We start from the raw sequence: 21819 nt of genomic DNA on the forward strand, positions 1-21819 counted from the left end.
GCTTTTCTCCCTTTTTGTGTATCAAGCTTTTTTATGTGTATTCCTAACATCAGTTAGAATTGCGCTCTCGTATTATTTATTACCGAATAGAGGCAGCGATGAGTTTTAGCGATATGGATGTGCAAAGTGCGTTGAAGAATTTGATCGACCCCAACACGCATCGCGATTTTGTCACAGGGAAATCCGTCAAGAATATTAAAATTTCCGGTTGCGATGTGTCGCTGGATATCCTGCTGGGCTATCCTGCCAAAAGTGTGTGGGACGAGATTCGCGTCATGGTCGAGACGCAACTGAAAGCCGTGTTGCCGGGGGTTGGCAAGGTCAGCGTTACGGTTACCAGTAAAGTTGTGCCGCACGCGGTGCAGCGCGGCGTCAAATTGGTCGACGGCGTCAAAAACATCATTGCAGTCGCAAGCGGTAAGGGTGGCGTGGGTAAATCCACGACAGCCGTGAATCTGGCGCTGGCGCTCGCCGCTGAAGGTGCGCGGGTCGGGATGCTGGACGCGGATATTTACGGCCCGTCGCAACCGATGATGCTGGGCATCTCGGGGCAACCGGTGTCACGCGACGGTCAGTCGATGGAGCCGATGATTAATCACGACATTCAGTCGATGTCGATCGGCTATATGATTGCAGGGGATGATGCGCCGATGATTTGGCGCGGCCCGATGGTGACGCAGGCGCTCGACCAGTTGCTGCGTCAGACGCGCTGGGACAATCTCGACTATCTGGTGGTGGATCTGCCGCCAGGGACGGGCGACATTCAGTTGACGCTGTCGCAAAAAGTGCCGGTCACAGGTGCCGTCATCGTCACGACGCCGCAGGATATCGCACTGCTGGATGCGCGTAAGGGGCTGAAAATGTTCGAAAAAGTCGGTATCAAGATTATCGGCATCGTCGAGAATATGAGCACGCACATCTGTTCAAAGTGCGGCCATGAAGAGCATATCTTTGGCGCGGGCGGCGGAGAAAAAATGTGTGCCGATTACGATACCGAATTTTTGGGCGGGTTGCCGTTGGATATTTCGATACGCGAACAGGCCGATTCGGGAGTGCCTACTGTAGTGGCTGATCCAGATGGTTCGATTGCTAAAGTGTACAAGCAGATTGCGCGCCGCGTGGCTGTGAAGGTTGCGGAAATGGCGCAGGATCACAGCGCAGCTTTCCCGAAAATTGTCGTACAAAATACTTAAGAAAGGCCAGTGATAATGGACAATTGGCAATTGATAGTTGATAACTAAAATCTAAATATGGATTTAATATTTTCAATTTTCAATTCTCCTTTATTCATTGCACTTAAAAACTATGAGCATTAAATCAGACAAATGGATACGCCGGATGGCGGAGCAGCACGGCATGATAGAGCCGTTCGAACCCAATCAGGTCAAAGAGGTGGATGGCAAACGCATCGTGTCTTACGGCACGTCGAGCTATGGCTACGATATCCGTTGCTCGAACGAATTCAAGCTGTTTACCAATATCAACAGCACCATCGTCGACCCTAAAAATTTCGATCCGAATTCCTTTGTGGAAGTGACCGCAGATTACTGCATTATCCCGCCCAATTCGTTTGCGCTTGCGCGCACGGTGGAATACTTCCGCATTCCCCGTTCGGTGTTGACGGTTTGTCTGGGTAAATCGACCTATGCGCGTTGCGGCATCATCGTTAACGTCACGCCGTTCGAGCCTGAATGGGAAGGTTATGTGACGCTGGAGTTCTCCAATACCACGCCGCTGCCAGCCAAAATTTACGCCAACGAAGGCATCGCACAGGTGCTGTTTTTCGAGAGCGATGAGGAATGCGAGACGTCCTACAAGGATCGCGGCGGCAAGTATCAGGGGCAGGTTGGCGTTACTTTGCCGAAAATGTAATGCCTTTGTCACAGATCAAACCGATAATTTGGCGATCGCCCAAAGGTGAGGTCGTCGCCTGCGTGGAAAAGAACAAGGTGATGAGCGAGAATTTACAAGAAATCCGCCAGATTTGTCAGGATGCACTGGATGATGCCGTGCTGATGGGCGTTGATTCAAAGCAGGTCAGGCAGGTGTTAACCGGCTTGATCGCAGAGCTTGTGGATTCTTATTCGCCCCAAGATTAATAACACACTTGCGCTGCTCCGTAAATCTGCGACAATCCGCGCCAATTCGTTATACTCACTGAGAGTCAGACTATGAACAACGCTTTAGTTTCGGCCTTGCCAAAGGCAAGGTCCTCAATGAAATGATGTACGCAGGCATTTTGCCAAATGGCAAAAGCTCGCAAACTCTGTTTCTCCCACGTTTAATCAGCCCTAGTATATTCGCGTCTTATTCCTCGCGTTCAAGGAGCAGCAAATGAAATTTCGTTTTAGTTCCGGCGTCGCCGAAGGCAATGCCTTCACTGAAACTCTGTCTTTACCCCGTTTGACGAACTATAGTCAATTTTATTTTTACAGTTCGCTTGCAAGGAGCCGTTCATGAAATTTCGTTTTCCCATAATTATCATCGATGAAGATTTTCGTTCCGAAAATGCCAGCGGATTAGGCATACGTGCGCTGGCCGATGCGCTGGTCAAAGAGGGTATGGAAGTACTGGGTGTAACCAGTTACGGTGACCTGACCTCTTTCGCGCAGCAGCAAAGCCGGGCGTCGGCATTTTTGCTGTCCATCGATGACGAGGAGTTTGGCGGCGGCAGTGCTGAAGAAACGGAAGTTGCGCTCAAGAGTCTGCGCGCCTTTGTCGAAGAGATCCGTTTCAAGAACGAAGATATTCCGATCTATCTGTATGGTGAGACGCGGACCTCGCGCCACATTCCGAATGATGTGTTGCGCGAGCTGCACGGCTTTATTCACATGCATGAGGATACGCCGGAGTTCGTGGCGCGCCACATTATCCGTGAAGCGCGCTCCTATCTGGATTCTTTGGCGCCGCCGTTTTTCCGTGCCTTGCTCCATTACGCGCAGGACGGTTCCTATTCGTGGCATTGCCCCGGGCACTCGGGTGGCGTGGCTTTTCTGAAGTCACCTGTGGGCCAGATGTTCCATCAGTTTTTTGGCGAGAACATGTTGCGCGCTGACGTGTGCAATGCGGTGGATGAACTGGGTCAGTTGCTCGATCACACAGGGCCGGTTGCCGCGTCAGAACGCAATGCCGCGCGTATCTTTAACTCGGATCACCTGTTCTTTGTCACCAATGGTACCTCGACGTCGAACAAAATCGTCTGGCACTCGACGGTCGCACCCGACGATATCGTCGTCGTGGATCGCAACTGCCACAAGTCCATTCTGCATTCAATCATGATGACGGGCGCTGTGCCGGTATTTTTGACGCCGACCCGCAATCATTACGGCATCATCGGGCCGATACCAAAGTCCGAGTTCGAGCCTGAGAGCATCCAGCGTAAGATCGACGCGAATCCGTTTATCAAAGACAAGACCAAGAAGCCGCGCATTCTGACTATCACGCAGAGTACCTACGACGGCATCGTCTATAACGTCGAAATGTTGAAAGAAATGCTGGACGGTCGCATCGACACGCTGCATTTCGATGAGGCGTGGCTGCCGCACGCGGCGTTCCACGATTTTTATAAGGACATGCACGCGATTGGAAAAGATCGTCCTCAGGCGCGGGAATCGATGATTTTCGCGACGCAGTCCACGCATAAATTGCTCGCAGGCCTCTCTCAGGCCTCGCAAATTTTGATACGTGAGCCGCAAAACCGCAAGCTGAACAAATACATTTTCAACGAAGCCTATCTGATGCACACGTCCACCAGTCCACAGTACGCGATTATCGCGTCCTGCGATGTGGCGGCAGCGATGATGGAGGCGCCGGGCGGGCCTGCGCTGGTCGATGAGTCCATTGCCGAAGCGCTGGATTTTCGTCGTGCGATGCGCAAGGTGGACGAGGAATTCGGGCTGGACTGGTGGTTTCAGGTCTGGGGGCCGGATGTGATCGCCGAAGAGGGTGTCGGTTCGCGCGAAGACTGGGTGTTGAAAGCGTCCGACAAGTGGCACGGATTCGGCGATCTGGCCGAAGGCTTCAATATGCTCGATCCGATTAAGGCAACGATCATCACGCCGGGGTTGGACGTGGATGGTGATTTTTCCGATAACGGGATTCCAGCTTCGATGGTCACCAAGTATCTGGCCGAACACGGCGTGATCGTCGAAAAATGCGGTCTGTACTCATTCTTCATCATGTTTACCATCGGCATCACTAAGGGACGCTGGAATACGCTGCTGACCGCGCTCCAGCAGTTCAAGGATGATTACGATAAGAATCAGCCGCTGTGGCGTATTTTGCCCGAGTTTGCCGCTAAATATCCGCGCTACGAGCGCACGGGATTGCGCGATCTTTGCCAGCAGATACACGATGCCTATAAGCTGCATAATGTCGCGCGCATGACGACCGAGATGTATCTGTCCGATATGCAGCCGGCGATGAAGCCGTCCGATGCCTTTGCCAGAATGGCGCATGAAGAGCTCGATCGTGTGGAAATCGACGATCTGGAAGGTCGCATTACCGCGGTGCTGCTCACGCCTTATCCGCCGGGTATCCCGTTGCTGATTCCGGGTGAAATGTTTAACAAAACGATTATCGATTATCTGAAGTTCGCACGCGATTTCAGCCAGAAATTACCCGGTTTCGAGACTGATATACACGGTCTGGTTGCCGAGGAAGTGGATGGCGTGAAGCGCTATTTTGTGGATTGTGTGAGGTAATATTTGTTGTCTGGCGCGAGTTTTTAAAATTTTCTTGATCAGGTTTAAAAAATAGCGTATAAAGTCACCTTCGTGTTTGATTCAAAGTCACTGCAGTACTGGTTTTACCATGTGCAATCTTCGATCAAATGGTTTTGCGGGAGTTTTTCCCGTGTTTTTAAAAAAGGAAGTAGTCACATGGCAACTGGTACAGTTAAGTGGTTCAATGATGCAAAAGGTTTCGGTTTCGTAACTCCTGATGATGGTAGCGAAGATCTGTTCGCACACTTCTCAGCGATCAACATGAACGGTTTCAAGACCCTTCAAGAAGGTCAAAAAGTAAGTTTTGAAGTTACGCAAGGTCCTAAGGGCAAGCAAGCTTCAAACATCCAAGCTGCTTAATTAGCGCTTGTTAAAAAGCCCGGAACGAAAGTTCCGGGCTTTTTTGTTTTGTATATTTTAAATTATCATATGACAGGCCTAGCCCAACTCCATTCCGACATCGACGTACGCGTACACACCATTTTGGAGGGGCATGCCGACTGGCTGTGCGGCAAAGGGTGCGATGGTTGCTGCCGTCGCCTGGCCGAGATACCTCAATTGACATGCGCAGAGTGGGCGTTACTCCGTGAGGGCTTGGCAGCGTTGTCAGCGGAACGACTTCAAGAGATTCGCGGCAATATGCTTGCCATCCGCTGCCAGCAGGATCGTCCCCTCACTTGCCCGCTGCTGGATCGCTCAAATGGCACCTGTCCGGTCTATCACCAGCGGCCGGTCGCGTGCCGCACCTACGGCTTTTACGTGCAGCGCGACAAGGGGCTGTATTGTCATGATATTGAATTACAGGTGGATGAGGGGCGCTTGCCCAGCGTGGTGTGGGGCAATCACGATGCCATTGATCAGCGCCTTGCAGGGCTGGGAGAAAGTCGCTCATTGAGCGATTGGTTTGAGATGGATGCGATTTAACGCAGCAGAGATTGTCCGCTTGAAATGCGTGGGCAGCCGGTGTTAGTTCGTGCGTTTTAGCAGATTCGACAAGTCGGTTGGTGCGGGGGGCGTGCCGTTCAGCCAGTCCACGACCTCACCTGAGCCCCACGATACAAGGGAGGCGAGCGTAAAGACCAGCAGGCTGCGTGTCATGCCTGTGGGGATGCCCTGTTCATCCAGATAGCGGTTGATATACCAGGCTGCGATAAAAAACACCAACGTTGAAATGATCAGATTCGCGATCGAGGGCAGCGCGAACATCAGCGTTTTACTCCGCGCGGGTGAAAGGTCACCGGTACGGATTTTAAGATGTGTTTCTTGATTTTGCCCATCACATGCATTTCGCAGGCGCGACAGTCGAATTTCAGCGTCAATCGTTCACTGCCATTGACCAGTGTCATTGGATCTGCGCGTACCTTGCCCTGAACGCCGATGACCCCTTTTGCCTGTTTTGGGCACAGACTCAATGAAAAGCGCAGGCAGTGGCGCGTAATCATTAAAGAGACTTCATCTTTTTCTTCATGTGCCTCGTAAGCTGATTCGATCAGTTTCACGCCATGCCGGGTATAGAAGGCATGGGCTGAATGATTGTTGACGTTGGCCAGATAGGTGAGCGCTTCATCCGGATAAATTGCGTCACGGGCAGTTTTGCGGGCAGGGCGAGCATAGGCCAGATGGCGCGCGGCTTCTAGTTTTTCGACCGCATCGCGGCGCAGCCGGTTAGCCAGCGAGCTTGGCACAAACCAGGGTTTTGACCAGTTGACATCGAGTTCTTTCAAAACAAAATCGCTGCTGCCGAAACGCGCGAGCTGCTCGCGCAATGCGTTTTCTGCCTCATCACGGTGCAGGGCGGCCTGTTTGTCACACGGGATCGTAGCGGTCGCTTTTACGCCGTCCTCGTCCTGCAAGGTCAGGCTGAATCCATCCTTGCTGTCGGAAAAATGAGCGCGGATTTCGATGCGGCGCTCGGCAGATTTTTTAGTGAGCACCTGCTCCCAGCTGTGATCGCGGTTGCGGTTAACAGCAATGCCTTTGCGCAAGCCTGCAAGCTGGCTTATCGGCTCATTGGGCCAGATGCGCCATACCCCTTCGGTCTGTGGCTTGACGATATTCGCCTGCAGGCCGACGATGTCGCGATTGTTCAGATAATTGAGGCCATCGCTGTTGGCGAGCGTCTCATCTGTTTCCAGATCGAACCAGTCGGCACCGACGGCGGTGATGGTGCCTAACTGCGTTCCGACGAAAGAGGGTGCGTCAAATGCCCCTATGTCGTCACGGCGGCCGTTGGTAAAGTAATCTGTCGCGCCGCGATGGAAAGTTTTGTCAGGATCGGGCGTAAACAGCAATTTTGTTTTTCCGCTGGAGGATGCGACAAGTTCTGGGCTTTCATTGAGTATTTCGTCAAACAGCCGGCGATAATGGCCTGTGATGTTCTTCACATACGACATATCCTTGTAGCGCCCTTCGATTTTGAAGCTGCGCACGCCGGCGTCGATCAGGGCGCGCAAATTATCGCTCTGGTTGTTGTCTTTCACGGAGAGCAGGTGCTTGTCGAACGCCACGATGCGCCCCTTATCGTCTTCGAGCGTATAGGGCAGGCGGCACGCCTGCGAGCAGTCGCCGCGATTGGCTGAGCGCCCCGTATGCGCATGGCTGATGTAGCACTGGCCTGAATAGGCGACGCACAGCGCGCCGTGGATGAAGTGTTCGATGAGCGTGTCAGTAGGGACTGCCGCGCGTATGGCAGCGATCTCTTTGAGATTCAACTCCCGCGCCAGCACGATCTGGGAGAAACCTGCATCCGATAAAAATTTTGCCTTTTGCGGCGTGCGGATGTCGCACTGGGTCGAGGCGTGCAGCGCGATCGGCGGCAGGTCCAGTTCCAGCAATCCCATGTCCTGCACAATCAGCGCATCGACGCCCGCCTCGTAGCAATTAACGACCAGTTGTCGGGCCTCTTCCAGTTCCGCATCGTGCAGCATAGTGTTGAGCGTGACGAAAATCTGCGCGTTGTATTTGTGCGCATGGCCGACCAGTTTTGCAATGTCTGCCATCGAATTGCCGGCATTGTGGCGTGCTCCAAAAGAAGGTCCGCCGATATACACCGCATCGGCGCCGTGCAAAATCGCTTCGCGGCCGATGTCGGCATTTTTCGCCGGAGCGAGCAGTTCGAGTGTATTCATGTTGCCCTGCGATAAGTAACGAAATGATATTCCAGCGGCTGAGGCAATTCCTGAGTGCGAATTTCGCGTGCGACTTCCTGCCATGCGGACGGATCAAAATTTGGGAAATGCGCATCCCCCGCAACATCCTGCTGAATCTCGGTGATGTATAGCGTGTCGGCCAGCGGTAAGGCTTGCGCGTAAATCTCGGCCCCGCCCACGATGAATACAGGTTCATCAGAACAGGCAGCGAGTGCTTCGGGCAGCGAGTGTGCGATCAAACAGCCGTCGATCTTGAGGTTTCTGTCGCGGGTGACAACCACCGTGGTACGCCCGGGCAAGGGTTTGCCGATCGAATCGAAGGTCTTGCGGCCCATGATCATGTGATGGCCCATGGTGAGCGTCTTAAAATGCTTTAGATCCTCGGGGCAGCGCCAGGGCAGCGTGTTGTTCACGCCTATGGTGCGGTTTTTCGCCATGGCAACCACAATGCAGGGGCTCATACCGCTACTTTCCCTTTAATGGCCGGATGCGGGTCGTAACCTGTCAGTGTGAAGTCCTCGTATTTGAAGCTGAAGATGTCTTTCACATCGGGATTGATGTGCATCATAGGCAGCGGGTGCGGTTCGCGCGACAGTTGCAATTGTGTTTGTTCAAGGTGATTCAGATACAAATGCGCATCGCCGAAGGTGTGTACGAAATCACCCGGTTCAAGATTGCAGACCTGCGCCATCATCAGGGTGAGCAGCGCGTAGCTTGCGATATTGAACGGCACGCCTAAGAATATGTCGGCGCTCCTCTGGTAGAGCTGGCAGGAAAGCTTGCCCTCTGATACGTAGAACTGGAAGAAGGCATGGCAGGGCGCGAGCGCCATCTTATCGAGTTCCCCGACATTCCAGGCCGAGACGATGATGCGGCGCGAATCGGGATTGTTTTTGAGCTGATCCACCGCGATCTTGATCTGGTCGATTACGCGACCATCTACCGCTTCCCACGAGCGCCATTGATGGCCGTAAACGGGTCCCAGATCGCCGTGCTCATCCGCCCATTCGTCCCAGATTTTGACGCCGTGTTCTTTCAGGTAGCCGATGTTGGTGTAGCCCTGTAAAAACCACAGCAGTTCATGGATGATGGACTTCATGTGGCACTTCTTGGTGGTCACCAGCGGAAAACCCTGTGCCAGATCGAAGCGCATCTGGTAGCCGAATACGCTGACCGTGCCGGTGCCGGTGCGGTCGGATTTTTTGGTGCCGTTATCCAGCACGTGTTGCATGAGATTGAGGTAGGTGCGCATAAAAACTTCCATCCGCAGATTACGCAGATTTACACAGATTAAATCCGCATATTTTACAGATGGTTACAGCGTGTGATTCATCCTGGAATCTGCGGTAATCTGTGCAATCTGCGGAAAAAGGATTTTTTCAGGGATAATGACAGTATCTGTCATTTATCGAGGATGCAATGTTAGCACAGCTCAACGTTTCCCCCACCTTACCCGCTGCCAGTCATCTGCTGGTACTTGCTCCAAAATCCAAAAAAATTCCTGATGGTCTGCCGCACGCTGAACAGCTCAAGGCCGTTTTAGCGCGGCGCGACATGAAGGTTGCTGAACTTGCGAAATCGCCGGTTGCGGCCAGTTTGCCCGATGGCACGCTGATCGTCTGGGTGATGCTGGATTTCGAAAAAGACACTTTCGCGCTGCAGGTGCAGGTGAGAAAAGCGCTTCAGCTTCTGCTGGAAGAACATCCGAAACAGATCGCGATTGTGGTGACAGGCGAGGAGTCTGAGTGCCGTCGCTCGGCAGAGCTTGCCCTGTACGTAGCCTGGACCAACGGTGCGCCGTTGCCTGTGCACAAAAAGAAAGATGACAGCAAGCCGCTGAAACAAATCGTATTGCACGGCTTTACGGGCAGTTTCGATGCGATCCGCGCACAGGCTGAGGGGAATCTGCTGTGCCGCACGCTGACCGTGACCCCGCCCAATGAGCTGACTCCCGCGATCTATCGCCGCCACATTGCAAAGCTTGCCGTGGAGCATGGCTGGAAGTGCGAAGAATACGACATGAAGGCGCTGCGCAAGATGGGTGCCGGCGCCTTTGTCGCCGTGGCGCAGGGCAGCGAGGTGGAAGATGCGGCGATCGTGCATCTGTCGTACCGACATTCGAAAGCAAAAAAAACCGTGGCGCTGGTCGGCAAGGGCATCTGTTTTGATACCGGCGGTCACAATCTGAAGCCTTCACGCTATATGCACAACATGCATGAAGACATGAACGGTTCGGCGGTCGCTCTGGGTATTTTACTGGGCGCCACGCAGCAAAAACTACCGGTCAATATCGACTGTTATCTTGCGATTGCGCAAAACCACATCAGCGCGAAAGCCTACAAGCAGAACGATATCGTGGTCGCGCTCAATGGCACGACCATCGAAGTGATCCATACCGATGCCGAAGGGCGCATGGTGCTGGCCGATACCCTGACGCTAGCCTCGCGTGAAAAACCCGATCTGATGATCGATTTTGCGACGCTTACCGGCAGCATGGTGGAGGCGGTCGGCAACCGCTATTCGGGCGTGCTGGGGAATTCCGATGCGCTGCTTGCGCGTGCGGTGTCGGTCGGGCGCGAGACCGGCGAGCGGCTGTGTGCGTTTCCGATGGATGAAGACTATGAGGCAGAGCTTGAATCCAAGTTTGCCGACATCAAACAGTGCACGCTGGAAGGCGGGGCGGATCATATTCTGGCGATGCGTTTTTTAAACCGCTTCGTCGAAAAAAATACGCCCTGGCTGCACGTCGATTTGTCCGCCGTTCGCTGCGAAGAGGGGCTGGGCGCGGTGGGGACGGATGTCACCGGGTTCGGTGTGAGTTGGGGATTGAAAATGGTGAGTGGTGAGTGGTGAGTGGTGAGTGTTTTTTCCACTCTCTAGATTTGTGCAATTATCCAGTATCTTGCGAATTTGCCGATGGCCATGAACAGCGCAGCCTGCCACCAGCACAGGCGCAACCAGCCGGCCGCAAGGCACAATGCATCGCCTAACAGGGGTAACCACGCCAGCAGTAAAACCGGCGTGCCAAAGCGGCGTACCTTTTCGACGTGTTTGAGTTGCTGGGTCTGTGGCAGCAGCCAGCCCATATAAAAACTCACCATGCCGCCCAGCGTGTTGCCGAATGTCGCGATTAAAAGCGCTGTCCACAATGAATCCGGATAGGCTTTGAGGACGGCGAACAGCACGGCTTCCGAGCCGCCGGGCAGCAGCGTGGCGCCCAGAAAGCTGCTGGCAAAGAGTGAGATCAGGCTGGCGGTTTCGGTCAAGGGGGGCGATCACTTGCCGGATGGATCGGAATCTAGCAAGCCAAGTAGTGGCGCTATGTGTGACTGGTAATTGCGCCAACGTTGTTTTGAACTCAGGTAGAGCTTTTGTCTTACGCTCCAGTTGCTGAGGGTTGCCACTTTGCGTTCGGTGCGATGGAAGTTCAGGCATCGTTCATCCCAGTCCAGTCCGATGAATTCAATTATTTTTGGTATCCAAGTATCAGGGGCGCTGACCAGTTCCTCGTAAGACACAGCAAGTAGGCTATCTGTTGGCAGTGCCGATGTCCAGTGAGCCATCAGTCTTGAATATTCATCATAGTAATAGGCTAGATCATTTAGATCGGCTGCATAAGGATGCCTGAACTTGAAATTCTGAAAATAGATGGATAGGCATATGTCTGCCGGATTACGCTGCGCGTGGATGAATTTTGCATGTGGGAAGACAGTTTTTATTAATCCGACCCAGCAAAAATTGCTGGGCATCTTGTCAATGACTCTGGCGGCTAGCGGGTCGCACTGCCGGATTAACTGTTCGTATGCCTGTGCGAGCTTGGCGATTTGCGTCTTATTCAAATTTTTGAGTGTCGCATATTCATTGCTCAGGCCGTATTGGGACCAGAACTCCAGTTCTCCTGCACCATAGGCGGCGGGGTGTGAAGCTATTATCTGTTCGATGAGCGAGGTGCCTGAACGCGGCATGCCTACGATGAACACAGGCCGTTCAGACTGGCTGGCACCTTCCCTATCCTGCATCTGTTCAGGTGCACCATAAGCGTTGATGATAGCGTCTATGAATTGAGTGAATCGGGCACGATCAAAGGAGCCGTCAATTTTTTTCTTGAGCTCATTCGCCTGTTGATAGGCGGGGAATGCCAAGTCAAATTGACGCGTGTCGTCATAGTATTTTCCGACGGCAAACAATAATTCGGTTTGCTGGTCAAGCGACATCGTTTGCGTTTCGATCAGGCTGAGGGCGGTGTTCAACCAGGCCTGATCTTCCAGAGTCATTTTCCGTGTCTGGGATAGCATGGCCCAGGCGGCAGGGTGTTGTGGCTGGATGCTCAATGCGCTGGTTAGCGCCGATCGCGAGGCATCAAAATTCCCGAGGTCGTTGTATATGCTCGCCAACGCGACGTACACATCTGCGTATTCAGGGCTGAGGTCTGCTGCTTTGCGGATACAGGCTTCTGCTTCTGCATGTTCGCCCATATCCTGGAGAAGCTGCCCTAGGCTGTAATAAGCTTCGAAAAAATCCGCCTTAAGTGCGAGCGCATTGCGAAAACTTTCTGCCGCTTCCTCAAATCTGGTCTGGCGGCGGAGTTCAGTCGCCAGATTGAAATGCATCAAATGGGACGGCGCGATATGGATCGCCTTGCGGATCAGCGTCACTGCCATCTCACCACGGTCTGTCTGGCTGGCGAGCATGCCCAGATAATGTAGTGCGTCAGGATGCCGGGGGCTGTTCTGAATGATCTGCGTATAAATAGCTTCAGCATGCGCAAGATGCCCGGCCTGATGATGCGCAAGTGCTGTTTGAATGGAGGCTGAAACATCCGTTTCGCTTGGTGGCCGAGGTGCTGGCGCGGTCTGCTCGCTCGACTGACAGCATCGCTTGTATTTTTTGCCGCTAGCGCATGGGCAAGGGTCGTTCCGTCCGAATTTTGGAGTCATTAAGCTTGTTTTTCGTTTAGGGCAGCCGAGTTGACCCCGCTCTGCATGATTTAGCCGGCGATCAGGTTCGGGTACTTAGAACTTGATTGCCGAAAAGACTTTCTGTGCCAGAGAACCCGCGGCCTGCATCGGGTTGGCGCGGATGGCTTTTTCCTGTTCAGCCATCATCAGGAACAGACCGTCCATGGCTTTACGGGTGATGTAGTCGTCAAGTTTTGCATCCTGCGGGTCGACTACACCCAGCTTTGCGCCCTGTCCTGCGAACTGGTCGTATTTTTCAGCGAACTTCACTTTCTGCATCGACTTGTTGACGATCGGTTTGAATTTTCCTGTTAACGCCGCCTCGGTGTTTTTGCGGAAATATTGCGTAGCTGAGTCGTTGCCACCCATCAAAATGCCTTTGGCATCAGCGACCGACATGTTTTTTACGGCGCCGACCAGCAGGGTTTTGGCTTCGGGGACGGCCGCTTCCGCTGCGCGGTTCATTGAAGTGGTCAACTCATCCGCATATTTACCCATGCCGAGCGTACGCATCAGGCTGTCGGCCTTTTGCAGGCTGGCCGGCAACGGGATACGCACTTTGTCGTTGCCCAGAAAACCGTTCTCTTTGGCAAGACTCGCTACAGCGGTTTCGGCGCCCTGCGTCAGCGCCTGTTTTAAACTGCCTACCTGATCGGTTTTGCTGATGCCGGTCAAGCCCGCCGGGTTAGCGGCAGGCGTCGCAGGTGCCGGTTGAGCAGTAGCCGCTTTAAGCTGGTCCTTCAGCCCGCCCAGATCAAACGCCTGAGCGGAAGAGCACAGCAGTGCAAAGGTGATAAACGGCAGGTAACGTAATTTCACGTTTAGCCCCTTTTGCGCGGTGGCAGCAGATCGGTGATGGTGCCCTCGGCCATTTCTGCGGCAAAACAGAGTGTCTCAGACAAGGTCGGGTGCGGGTGGATGGTCAGACCGATGTCTTCCATATCTGCGCCCATTTCCAGCGCGAGTACGGCCTCCGCAATCAGTTCGCCCGCGTTCACGCCGACAATGCCAGCGCCCAGAATACGGCGACTCACAGGATCGAGCAGCACCTTGGTCATGCCTTCTTCACGTCCGACTGACAGTGCGCGACCGGAAGCGGCCCACGGGAATGCGCCCTTTTCGTAGGCGATCCCCTGTGCTTTTGCCTGTGTTTCGGTTAGACCCATCCAAGCAATTTCAGGGTCGGTGTAGGCGACCGATGGAATGGTCAGCGGTTCAAAATATGCCTTGTGTCCGGCGATATTCTCAGCCGCCACTTTGCCTTCGTGTACCGCCTTGTGCGCCAGCATCGGGTCGCCGACGATATCGCCGATCGCAAAGATGTGCGGTACATTGGTGCGCTGCTGTTTATCAACCGGGATAAAGCCGCGATCGTTGACCGTGAGTCCTGCAGCTTCCGCATTGATTTCACGGCCATTGGGGCGGCGACCGACCGCCATCAGTACGCGGTCGTACAGTTGTGGTTCGGGCGCTTGCTCGCCTTCAAATGTGACGCGCAGGCCTTCGGGCAGGGATTCTATTTTGGTGACTTTAGTCTTGAGATAAATCGCCTCGTAGCGTTTGGCGATGCGGGTGTGCAGCGGTTTTACCATATCCTTATCGGCGCCTGGGATCAGCTGATCCATCAGTTCGACGACAGAAATTTTAGAGCCCAGTGCGTCATACACGGTCGCCATTTCAAGGCCGATAATGCCGCCGCCCAAAATCAGCAGGCGTTTCGGTACATCCTGCAGCGCCAGTGCGCCGGTCGAATCGATGATGCGCGGATCGTCGTAAGGAAAGCCCGGAATGCGCGCGACACTAGACCCTGCGGCGATGATCGCGTGATCGAAGGTGATGAGCTTTTCGCCCTCTGGTGTTGCAACTGAAATCGAATTGGCGGACACGAATTTCGCCACGCCTTGTACGACCTGAACCTTACGTTGCTTAGCCAGTTGCTTTAAGCCGCCGGTCAGCTTGTTGACGACGCTCTCTTTCCAGCTGCGGATCGCGTCGATGTCGATGGCGGGTTTGCCGAAAGTGACGCCGTGATGGCTGACTTCTTCGGCCTCAGAGATGACTTTTGCGACATGCAGCAGCGCCTTGGACGGGATGCAGCCGACGTTGAGACACACACCGCCCAGACTGCTGTGCTTCTCAATCATCACAACCTGCTTGCCCAAATCGGCGGCGCGGAACGCAGCAGTGTAGCCGCCGGGGCCGGCACCTAGGACAACGACTTCGGCGTGAATATCAGAAGATTGAGGATTCGGGATTCGGGGTTCAGAAGTCGCTGCATCCTGACTCCGGGCTCCCGCATCCGGTTTCGGATCTGCGTCGTATTGAATTTTGATGCCGGAATCGGGAACTTCGAGCACCAGCACCATCGAGCCTTTTGATACCTTATCGCCCACTTTGACTTTCAGTTCCTTGACGACGCCAGCGGCAGGGCTCGGCACTTCCATGGCGGCCTTGTCGGTTTCCAGCGTGATCAGCGACTGTTCCGCCGTCACGGTATCCCCGGTCTTAACGGATACTTCGATGATGGCGATATCCTTGAAATCGCCGATGTCCGGTACTTTTACTTCAATGGTTTGGCTCATATTGTTCTCTCTAGTCGTTAAACGCGGATCTGTCCGCTACCTAATACGATGTATTTTTGCGACGTCAGTCCTTCTAAGCCGACCGGGCCGCGTGCGTGTATCTTGTCAGTTGAGATGCCGATTTCAGCACCCAGCCCATACTCAAATCCGTCGGCAAAACGCGTGGACGCATTTACCATGACTGAACTTGAATCGACCTCGCGCAAAAATCGCATCGCGCGCGAGTAATTTTCCGTGACGATGGTGTCGGTGTGCTGCGAGCTGTAAGTTGCGATGTGATTGATTGCTTCATCCATGCCGGTCACGATCTTCACACTCAGGATAGGCGCGAGATACTCGGTGTGCCAGTCCTCTTCGACCGCTAACGTCATGTGCGGCACCAGCGCGCAGCATGCAGCATCGCCGCGCAATTCTACGCCTTTCTCGAGATAGAGCTTGCATAGCGGCGGCAACACTTGAGCGGCCACTCCCTCGGCGACCAGCAGGGTTTCCATCGCATTGCATACGCCGTAGCGGTGCGTCTTGGCGTTGTCGGCAATACGGATCGCCTTGTCTAAATCAGCTTCATCGTCGATATACACGTGACAGATGCCATCCAGATGTTTGATGACCGGCACTTTCGCATCGGCTGAAATGCGCGCGATCAGGCTCTTGCCGCCGCGCGGTACGATCACATCGACGTATTCCTTCATCGTGATGAGTTCGCCGACAGCAGCGCGATCGGTGGTCGCAACGACCTGGACTGCGCTCTCGGGCAGGCCTGCGGCTTTGAGTCCCGCATGGACGCAGGCTGCGATGGCCTGATTCGAATGAATGGCTTCCGAGCCGCCCCGTAAAATCGCCGCGTTGCCGGATTTGATGCAAAGGCCTGCCGCATCTGCCGTGACATTCGGGCGTGACTCGTAAATGATGCCGATGACGCCCAGCGGAACGCGCATTTTGCCGACCTGAATGCCCGAGGGGCGGAAATTAAGATCGGTAATCGCGCCGATCAGATCGGGTAGTTGCGCGATTTGCAGCAAGCCCTCGCTCATAGCACGGATCGTTTTTTCCGTCAGCGTCAGGCGATCGATAGAGGCTTCATCCAGACCCGCTGCACGCGCGGTAGCGACATCGCGTGAATTGGCGGTCAGAATGAGTGCGGATTGTTCCAGCAAGGTCGTGGCAATTTCCCCCAGCGCACGGTTTTTGGCCGACGTGTCGGCCTGCGCTAGGGTGCGGGATGCGGTTCGGGCTGCAATGCCCACTTGCTGCATGTATGCTTGAATATTTTCCATAATGTCTTTCATGCCGGAAGGGTGGCGCATTTTAGCATTCAGCTTGATGTTAAAATGCGCGGAATGTTAATAGGAATGCAAAATGTCTGACATATTGAATAAAATTCTGGCTGTGAAAGCTCAGGAAGTCGCCGCGGCACGCGCCATCAAGCCATTAGAGCTGCTGCGTAGCGAGGCGGAACACGTCGCACCTGCGCGAGATTTCGTGGCGGCTGTACGCGCAAAAATTGCAGCGGGAAAGTCGGCCGTGATCGCCGAGATCAAGAAGGCCAGTCCCAGCAAAGGTGTTTTAAGGGCGGATTTTAATCCCGCTGCGATTGCGGTCAGCTATGAGGCACACGGGGCCGCTTGCCTGTCGGTGTTGACTGATGCGCAGTTTTTTCAGGGATGTCCCGAGTATCTAAAGCTGGCGCGTGCCGCCTGTCATCTGCCTGTATTGCGCAAGGATTTTATCGTCGATGAATACCAGATTTATCAGGCGCGCGCGATGGGAGCGGATGCGATATTGCTGATTGCCGCCGCGCTCGATCTTGCAACGATGCAGGCATTCGAGGCGCTGGCGCATCGTCTCGGTATGGCGGTGTTGGTCGAAGTGCACAATTCGATTGAGCTCGACGCAGCACTCCAATTGACGACGCCTTTGATCGGGGTGAATAACCGCAATCTGCGCACCTTTGAGGTGAGTCTGCAAAATACGCTGGATCTTTTGCCCCGTATCGGCAGTGATCGCATTGTGGTCACCGAAAGCGGGATTTTAAATTCCACCGATGTCGCGCTGATGCGCGCGAATAAAGTGGACTGTTATCTGGTCGGCGAGGCGTTTATGCGCGCCGACAATCCGGGTGAGGAGCTCGAAAAAGTATTTTTGTAAGGGGTTTGTAAGTGCTTGTTGTAAAAAAACAACACTTTGTGAAACTTTTGTTACAAATGCGTGAATGGGGTTGCGGGCATTTTTTCTTTGGGCATAATCCGTTCCAGAAGTTTGCGAGTTCGGACTTTCTATTCAGCCGGGAGCATGTGCTGCCGGTTAAAACGCACTATTTAAGGAGTTTTTATGCAAAAGAAAATTATCGCTCTGGCTATCGCCGCAGCAATCTCAGCGCCAGCATTTGCTGACACCAGCAACGTAACTGTATACGGTTTGTTGAATGCGGATTTTGAAGGCGTTACAAGTAATAATGTTGGCGCTGGCGTATCTAATAGTCTGAATCGTGTATCTTCAAACGCAACACGTTTGGGTTTGAAGGGTTCTGAAAATCTGGGCGGTAACCTGAAAAGCATTTGGCAGCTGGAAATTCAAGCTGATCTGAATGGTAATGCCGGCAACGGTTTTGGTAACGGTACTCGCAACAGCAACGTGGGTCTGACTGGCGACTTCGGTACTGCTTTCATCGGTATCTGGGATACGCCTTACAAGGTTAGCCACAACAAGGTTGAGCTGTTTGACAATACAACTTTCGCTTCTGCAATCAATGTGCTGGGTCGTACCGGTAGTGCCGGTGTCAACTTTAACAATCGTTTGAAGAATTCTGTTCAATACTGGACTCCAAATTTGAGTGGTTTCCAAGCTAAGGTTGCATACGGTACAGATAACGTTCAGACCACGACTTTGAACCAGTCTGTCGCTTCTTTGTCAGCTACTTACGAAAATGACATGTTCTACGCAGCTTACGGCTACGAAACATTCAAGGATGCAACGCTGGCTACCAATGCCGCTACTGCTGGCAACAAGAGCAGTGGTAACCGTCTGGTTGGTGCTTACAAGTTTGACAATGGTCTGGTTGGTCTGACTTATGAAAACTTGACTGGCACTACTGCTGGTGTATCTGCATCACGCAATGCATGGGAATTGGCTGGTAAGTACACCATGGGTGCTAGCAACATTGGTTTGTCTTATGTTAATGCTGGTAACCTGGGTGCAACTGTTAACTCTGGTTCAAATCAGTTGTCCCTGCGTTACGGTTACAACTTCTCCAAGCGCACAGAACTGTACGGTATGTACTCTGCTCTGAAGAATGACGCAAACGCTAACTACAACCTGAGCGGCGGTACAGCCGTTGTCGGTTCAGTTGCTGGCGCTAAATTGTCTGGCTTTGGTGTAGGTATGGTTCACTCATTCTAATTGCCTCCCCGCTAGTCGGGGTTTAGCAAAAAGAAACTTAACGGTCACCTTCGGGTGGCCGTTTTTATTTGACGCGACGTTTTTAATTCTCTACATTGCATGATCGTGAAAAGTTTGGGGGCGGCATGTTAAATCTGGATCGTTTTATCGTTGAGTTCGACAAGGGGTTACGCACCTTGTTTAGTCGGGCGCACAGCGCAAGGCCCTATCCTGATGCCGACGTCATGGAGGCGTCGATGTCGGACTCAGAAAAAAGTCAGGCAGCCGCCTTGATGCGCGTCAATCACAGTGGCGAGATTTGCGCGCAGGCTTTATATCAGGGGCAGGCGATGACTGCGCGTGACCCGCTGGTGCAGCAAAAATTGCAGCATGCGGCAGAAGAGGAGACGGAGCATCTGGCCTGGACGGCACATCGGGTGCATGAGTTGGGCGGGCATTTGAGTGTGCTTAATCCGTTCTGGTACACGGCATCCTTATCGATTGGCGCCTTTGCCGGCTTGCTGGGGGATAAATGGAATCTGGGATTCTTATCAGAAACCGAGCAGCAGGTGGGCAGTCATTTACAGAGCCATCTGGCTAAATTACCGGTGCAGGACGAAAAAAGTCGTGCAATTGTGGCGCAGATGTATACGGATGAAATCGGTCACGCGGAGATGGCGGTTGAGTTGGGCGGCGCGCCCTTACCTAAACCCGTGCAAATGCTGATGAAGCTGAATGGTAAGGTTATGACCGGCGCGGCATACCATATATAGGATTGAGGATTGATGCCGCAAGGGCATTCCCCGCACAACTAGAGGGCTAGACCCTAAGTTGTTGCGTGAAGGATTGAGGATGAAATATAGCGAACTAATTGTCTGGCAAAAGGCGATGGACTTGGTGACGGAGATTTACAAAGTTACCGCTACCTTTCCAGTTGAAGAGCGCTTCGGGCTTTCTTCACAAATTAGGCGAGCTGCGGTTTCTGTTCCTTCTAATATCGCTGAAGGGCATGGTCGAAAATCGACGGCGTCGTACCTGAATTTTTTATCAATTGCATTCGGTTCACTGATGGAGCTCGAAACGCAGATTCAAATTGCAGTCAGGTTGGATTTTATTCGAGAGGATGCTGCTGTTGTACTACTGTCGAACACGGACGAAATTGGCAAGATGCTTTCGGGGTTAAAAAGATCGCTTGCTGAAAAAATTAAATAGCTCAATCCTCACCTTGCAATCCTCAATCCTCAATCCTCACCTTGCAATCCTCAATCCTCAATCCTGCCTTTTTGTCTTTGTTGCAAAAAAACAACAGTGTGAAAATAAAATTTTGCAGTTGAGGTCGTGTTTCTATAAAGTCCGTCCTCAGTGAAAGCAGGGAGGTCTTGCAATCACTTCAAAAATTTAACTAAGGATAAATCATGAAGAAAATCGTACTTTCGATCGCAGCCGTTATGGCCGCAGCTGCATTCGCTCCAGAAGCGTCTGCTGTTCCAGTTTTTGCACGTCAAACAGGCATGGCTTGCTCTGCATGTCACTTCCAGCATTTTCCATTGTTGAATGGTTTCGGTCGCGCATTTAAGAGCGCCGGCTTCACCATGATGGGCGCGCAAGGTAAAGTAGAAGGCGAACATCTGGACATCCCAGCTAACCTGAACTTCGGTATTTTGACTACAACCGGTACTGAATCAGTAAGCGGCGCTACTGGCAACCTGAAGGGTGGCAACAGTGCATGGTTTGTTCCTGCTTCAGGCGGCGAACTGTCAATGTTTTACGGTGGTCGCATCGCTGAATTCGCAGGTTTCCTGTCTGAAATGGGTCTGGGTAAGACTGCTGGTACTGGCGCTGCTAAATTGGCATTGATGTTCCCAGTTGGTGATGCACGCGTTGGTGTTGTTGCACACACCAGCAATGGCCAAGGCGTTGCATACAGCTTTGAAACATTGAACACCGGTGCAGTTAACACGCACAAGATGACGGCCTTGAACGGTAACTTCGCAGCTGGCGCATCTAGCAACCCTAACGGCGGTCACACCGGCGTTTATTCTGCATCACAGTATCTGCGTACAAACACAGCAGCTACCGGTTTGTCTCTGGTTGCTTCTAACCCTAACTTGGGTTTCATCAACGTTGGTAAGTACGACATCGCTGGTGTAGGTACAAGTACAGCCGGTTCTCTGCCATTGACCTACGTTCGCGTAGCAGGTCTGATGGAAGCGGGCGGTTTTGACATGGGTGCTGGTATTCAGTCATTCAGCGGCGCTTCTCAGTTGTTGGGCGAAGTTAAGGCAACTGTTATCGACTTCCAGGCTCAAGGCGAAGTTTCAGGTCTGGGCTTGGGTGTGTACGCTTCATACGGTACAGCACCAGCTATCATCGGCAGTCTGAATGCTTTGAATGCAAACAATGCAGTTACCCGTTCTACTTTCAACATCGGTGCTGAGCTGGGCGTAATTCCAGGCATTGCAACAGTACAACTGGCATTCCGTAACGCTAACAGCGGTGCTGTTGATGCGGTTGGTGCTAAGCTGACTGACAACGCGATTCAGGTTGGCGCAACTTACGAATTGGCACAAAACATCGAATTGAGCCTGACACATTCTGCTCAATCCGGTACAGCATGGTCAACATTGGCTGCGCCAGTTGGCAAGACCGTTACATCTCTGATGATGGAAGCATTGTTCTAAGCTTAGGCTAAACAAAGCTTGCACAGGATTCGTTAACCAGAATACCGGTTAGCTCGTCCGGCAGAAAACTAAAACAGGGGAGACGAAAGTCTCCCCTGTTTTTTTTAATCAGTAAGTTTGCTAAGCGGCGCTGTGTTGATATGCGAGGCGAGACATGTCAATGATCAGAAGGAATTTTGATCAAGATAGGTTGGAGGAGTATGCGATGCTGCATTATCGCGCAGCATATAGTGAGGCCGTGATCAATATTCAAACGATTGAGTTTATGTAAGGAAAATTGCCAAGTTGAGCTGCGTTGAGGGTAAATCGAATGCATGACAAACTTGCAAAATCGGATTGTCATGTGA

The 21819-nt window shown here is 52.8% G+C and carries 21 protein-coding genes; 12 read left to right on the forward strand and 9 right to left on the reverse strand.

Going from position 1 to position 21819, the window contains the following annotated elements; all coding sequences use genetic code 11:
• Window positions 1-98: 98 nt before the first annotated feature.
• The 6 genes from apbC to GALF_RS02115 all read left to right on the forward strand — a co-directional run bounded on the left by apbC (window position 99) and on the right by GALF_RS02115 (window position 5648).
• Window positions 99-1193, forward strand: a complete 1095-nt coding sequence (apbC, locus tag GALF_RS02090) for an iron-sulfur cluster carrier protein ApbC (protein ID WP_013292396.1) — start codon at window positions 99-101, stop codon at window positions 1191-1193.
• A 112-nt stretch (window positions 1194-1305) separates the two neighbouring features.
• Window positions 1306-1872 carry a dCTP deaminase gene (gene dcd / locus GALF_RS02095; RefSeq protein WP_013292397.1) on the forward strand — a complete coding sequence of 189 codons (567 nt, stop codon included), beginning with the start codon at window positions 1306-1308 and terminating at the stop codon, window positions 1870-1872.
• The gene (locus GALF_RS02100) at window positions 1872-2099 is read left to right on the forward strand and encodes a hypothetical protein (protein WP_013292398.1); all 228 of its coding nucleotides are present in this window, start codon (window positions 1872-1874) and stop codon (window positions 2097-2099) included. Before dcd ends, GALF_RS02100 begins: the two co-directional genes overlap by 1 nt.
• 357 nt (window positions 2100-2456) lie before the next feature.
• A complete protein-coding gene (locus GALF_RS02105) occupies window positions 2457-4703 on the forward strand; it encodes an arginine/lysine/ornithine decarboxylase (RefSeq protein WP_013292400.1) in 2247 nt (748 codons plus the stop codon).
• A 177-nt stretch (window positions 4704-4880) separates the two neighbouring features.
• A complete protein-coding gene (locus tag GALF_RS02110; protein WP_013292401.1) occupies window positions 4881-5084 on the forward strand; it encodes a cold-shock protein in 204 nt (67 codons plus the stop codon).
• Between the two features lie 69 nt (window positions 5085-5153).
• Window positions 5154-5648: a YkgJ family cysteine cluster protein gene (locus tag GALF_RS02115; protein ID WP_013292402.1), complete on the forward strand. Its 495-nt coding sequence runs from the start codon at window positions 5154-5156 to the stop codon at window positions 5646-5648.
• 42 nt (window positions 5649-5690) lie between these two features.
• On the opposite strand, the gene GALF_RS02120 is transcribed toward GALF_RS02115, so the two are convergent.
• Genes GALF_RS02120 through GALF_RS02135 form a run of 4 tightly spaced genes read right to left on the reverse strand, consistent with a single transcriptional unit; the run spans window position 5691 to window position 9125 of the window.
• Window positions 5691-5930 (reverse strand): hypothetical protein, encoded by a 240-nt coding sequence (locus GALF_RS02120; RefSeq protein ID WP_013292403.1) that lies wholly within the window; start codon window positions 5928-5930, stop codon window positions 5691-5693.
• Window positions 5930-7852, reverse strand: coding sequence for a peptidase U32 family protein (locus tag GALF_RS02125; RefSeq protein ID WP_013292404.1), 1923 nt, complete (start codon window positions 7850-7852; stop codon window positions 5930-5932). The genes GALF_RS02120 and GALF_RS02125 overlap by 1 nt, the downstream gene beginning before the upstream one ends.
• Window positions 7849-8334, reverse strand: coding sequence for a dihydrofolate reductase (locus GALF_RS02130; RefSeq protein WP_013292405.1), 486 nt, complete (start codon window positions 8332-8334; stop codon window positions 7849-7851). Before GALF_RS02130 ends, GALF_RS02125 begins: the two co-directional genes overlap by 4 nt.
• Window positions 8331-9125 carry a thymidylate synthase gene (locus GALF_RS02135; RefSeq protein WP_013292406.1) on the reverse strand — a complete coding sequence of 265 codons (795 nt, stop codon included), beginning with the start codon at window positions 9123-9125 and terminating at the stop codon, window positions 8331-8333. The genes GALF_RS02130 and GALF_RS02135 overlap by 4 nt, the downstream gene beginning before the upstream one ends.
• 167 nt (window positions 9126-9292) lie before the next feature.
• Between GALF_RS02135 and GALF_RS02140 the strand changes: the two genes are divergently transcribed.
• Complete coding sequence (locus tag GALF_RS02140) at window positions 9293-10726, forward strand: M17 family metallopeptidase (RefSeq protein WP_013292407.1); 1434 nt, start codon at window positions 9293-9295, stop codon at window positions 10724-10726.
• Window positions 10727-10749: 23 nt separating this feature from the next.
• Here the strand turns inward: GALF_RS02140 and GALF_RS02145 are convergent, their stop codons facing one another.
• The 5 genes from GALF_RS02145 to GALF_RS02165 form a co-directional block, all read right to left on the reverse strand.
• Window positions 10750-11139, reverse strand: a complete 390-nt coding sequence (locus tag GALF_RS02145) for a YqaA family protein (protein WP_013292408.1) — start codon at window positions 11137-11139, stop codon at window positions 10750-10752.
• Between the two features lie 9 nt (window positions 11140-11148).
• The gene (locus GALF_RS02150; RefSeq protein ID WP_013292409.1) at window positions 11149-12810 is read right to left on the reverse strand and encodes a sulfotransferase family protein; all 1662 of its coding nucleotides are present in this window, start codon (window positions 12808-12810) and stop codon (window positions 11149-11151) included.
• A gap of 75 nt (window positions 12811-12885) precedes the next feature.
• The gene (locus GALF_RS02155) at window positions 12886-13650 is read right to left on the reverse strand and encodes a DUF4197 domain-containing protein (protein ID WP_013292410.1); all 765 of its coding nucleotides are present in this window, start codon (window positions 13648-13650) and stop codon (window positions 12886-12888) included.
• A gap of 2 nt (window positions 13651-13652) precedes the next feature.
• Window positions 13653-15413 carry a dihydrolipoyl dehydrogenase gene (lpdA, locus tag GALF_RS02160; protein ID WP_013292411.1) on the reverse strand — a complete coding sequence of 587 codons (1761 nt, stop codon included), beginning with the start codon at window positions 15411-15413 and terminating at the stop codon, window positions 13653-13655.
• A gap of 17 nt (window positions 15414-15430) precedes the next feature.
• Window positions 15431-16690 (reverse strand): glutamate-5-semialdehyde dehydrogenase, encoded by a 1260-nt coding sequence (locus tag GALF_RS02165; protein ID WP_150102645.1) that lies wholly within the window; start codon window positions 16688-16690, stop codon window positions 15431-15433.
• Window positions 16691-16772: 82 nt separating this feature from the next.
• Here GALF_RS02165 and trpC point away from each other — a divergent pair, with 82 nt between their 5' ends.
• The 5 genes from trpC (at window position 16773) to GALF_RS02190 (ending at window position 21472) form a co-directional block, all read left to right on the forward strand.
• Window positions 16773-17561, forward strand: coding sequence for an indole-3-glycerol phosphate synthase TrpC (gene trpC / locus GALF_RS02170; protein ID WP_013292413.1), 789 nt, complete (start codon window positions 16773-16775; stop codon window positions 17559-17561).
• 183 nt (window positions 17562-17744) lie between these two features.
• Window positions 17745-18812, forward strand: coding sequence for a porin (locus GALF_RS02175; protein ID WP_013292415.1), 1068 nt, complete (start codon window positions 17745-17747; stop codon window positions 18810-18812).
• A gap of 125 nt (window positions 18813-18937) precedes the next feature.
• Window positions 18938-19564, forward strand: coding sequence for a 2-polyprenyl-3-methyl-6-methoxy-1,4-benzoquinone monooxygenase (gene coq7, locus GALF_RS02180; RefSeq protein WP_013292416.1), 627 nt, complete (start codon window positions 18938-18940; stop codon window positions 19562-19564).
• Window positions 19565-19643: 79 nt separating this feature from the next.
• On the forward strand, window positions 19644-20003 hold the full coding sequence (locus GALF_RS02185) for a four helix bundle protein (protein WP_013292417.1): 360 nt from the start codon (window positions 19644-19646) through the stop codon (window positions 20001-20003).
• A gap of 203 nt (window positions 20004-20206) precedes the next feature.
• The gene (locus GALF_RS02190; RefSeq protein ID WP_013292418.1) at window positions 20207-21472 is read left to right on the forward strand and encodes a hypothetical protein; all 1266 of its coding nucleotides are present in this window, start codon (window positions 20207-20209) and stop codon (window positions 21470-21472) included.
• The last annotated feature ends 347 nt before the right edge of the window (window positions 21473-21819 follow it).

It is taken from the genome of Gallionella capsiferriformans ES-2 (assembly GCF_000145255.1).
Taxonomy (GTDB): Bacteria; Pseudomonadota; Gammaproteobacteria; order Burkholderiales; family Gallionellaceae; genus Gallionella; species Gallionella capsiferriformans.

What these genes read in the sequence shown, in the direction of transcription:
- apbC (WP_013292396.1), top strand. Translation starts at nt 99, where the DNA reads ATGAGTTTTAGCGATATGGATGTGCAAAGTGCGTTGAAGAATTTGATC.
- dcd (WP_013292397.1), top strand. Translation starts at nt 1,306, where the DNA reads ATGAGCATTAAATCAGACAAATGGATACGCCGGATGGCGGAGCAGCAC.
- GALF_RS02100 (WP_013292398.1), top strand. Translation starts at nt 1,872, where the DNA reads ATGCCTTTGTCACAGATCAAACCGATAATTTGGCGATCGCCCAAAGGT.
- GALF_RS02105 (WP_013292400.1), top strand. Translation starts at nt 2,457, where the DNA reads ATGAAATTTCGTTTTCCCATAATTATCATCGATGAAGATTTTCGTTCC.
- GALF_RS02110 (WP_013292401.1), top strand. Translation starts at nt 4,881, where the DNA reads ATGGCAACTGGTACAGTTAAGTGGTTCAATGATGCAAAAGGTTTCGGT.
- GALF_RS02115 (WP_013292402.1), top strand. Translation starts at nt 5,154, where the DNA reads ATGACAGGCCTAGCCCAACTCCATTCCGACATCGACGTACGCGTACAC.
- GALF_RS02120 (WP_013292403.1), bottom strand. Translation starts at nt 5,930, where the DNA reads ATGTTCGCGCTGCCCTCGATCGCGAATCTGATCATTTCAACGTTGGTG.
- GALF_RS02125 (WP_013292404.1), bottom strand. Translation starts at nt 7,852, where the DNA reads ATGAATACACTCGAACTGCTCGCTCCGGCGAAAAATGCCGACATCGGC.
- GALF_RS02130 (WP_013292405.1), bottom strand. Translation starts at nt 8,334, where the DNA reads ATGAGCCCCTGCATTGTGGTTGCCATGGCGAAAAACCGCACCATAGGC.
- GALF_RS02135 (WP_013292406.1), bottom strand. Translation starts at nt 9,125, where the DNA reads ATGCGCACCTACCTCAATCTCATGCAACACGTGCTGGATAACGGCACC.
- GALF_RS02140 (WP_013292407.1), top strand. Translation starts at nt 9,293, where the DNA reads ATGTTAGCACAGCTCAACGTTTCCCCCACCTTACCCGCTGCCAGTCAT.
- GALF_RS02150 (WP_013292409.1), bottom strand. Translation starts at nt 12,810, where the DNA reads ATGACTCCAAAATTCGGACGGAACGACCCTTGCCCATGCGCTAGCGGC.
- lpdA (WP_013292411.1), bottom strand. Translation starts at nt 15,413, where the DNA reads ATGAGCCAAACCATTGAAGTAAAAGTACCGGACATCGGCGATTTCAAG.
- GALF_RS02165 (WP_150102645.1), bottom strand. Translation starts at nt 16,690, where the DNA reads ATGGAAAATATTCAAGCATACATGCAGCAAGTGGGCATTGCAGCCCGA.
- trpC (WP_013292413.1), top strand. Translation starts at nt 16,773, where the DNA reads ATGTCTGACATATTGAATAAAATTCTGGCTGTGAAAGCTCAGGAAGTC.
- GALF_RS02175 (WP_013292415.1), top strand. Translation starts at nt 17,745, where the DNA reads ATGCAAAAGAAAATTATCGCTCTGGCTATCGCCGCAGCAATCTCAGCG.
- coq7 (WP_013292416.1), top strand. Translation starts at nt 18,938, where the DNA reads ATGTTAAATCTGGATCGTTTTATCGTTGAGTTCGACAAGGGGTTACGC.
- GALF_RS02185 (WP_013292417.1), top strand. Translation starts at nt 19,644, where the DNA reads ATGAAATATAGCGAACTAATTGTCTGGCAAAAGGCGATGGACTTGGTG.
- GALF_RS02190 (WP_013292418.1), top strand. Translation starts at nt 20,207, where the DNA reads ATGAAGAAAATCGTACTTTCGATCGCAGCCGTTATGGCCGCAGCTGCA.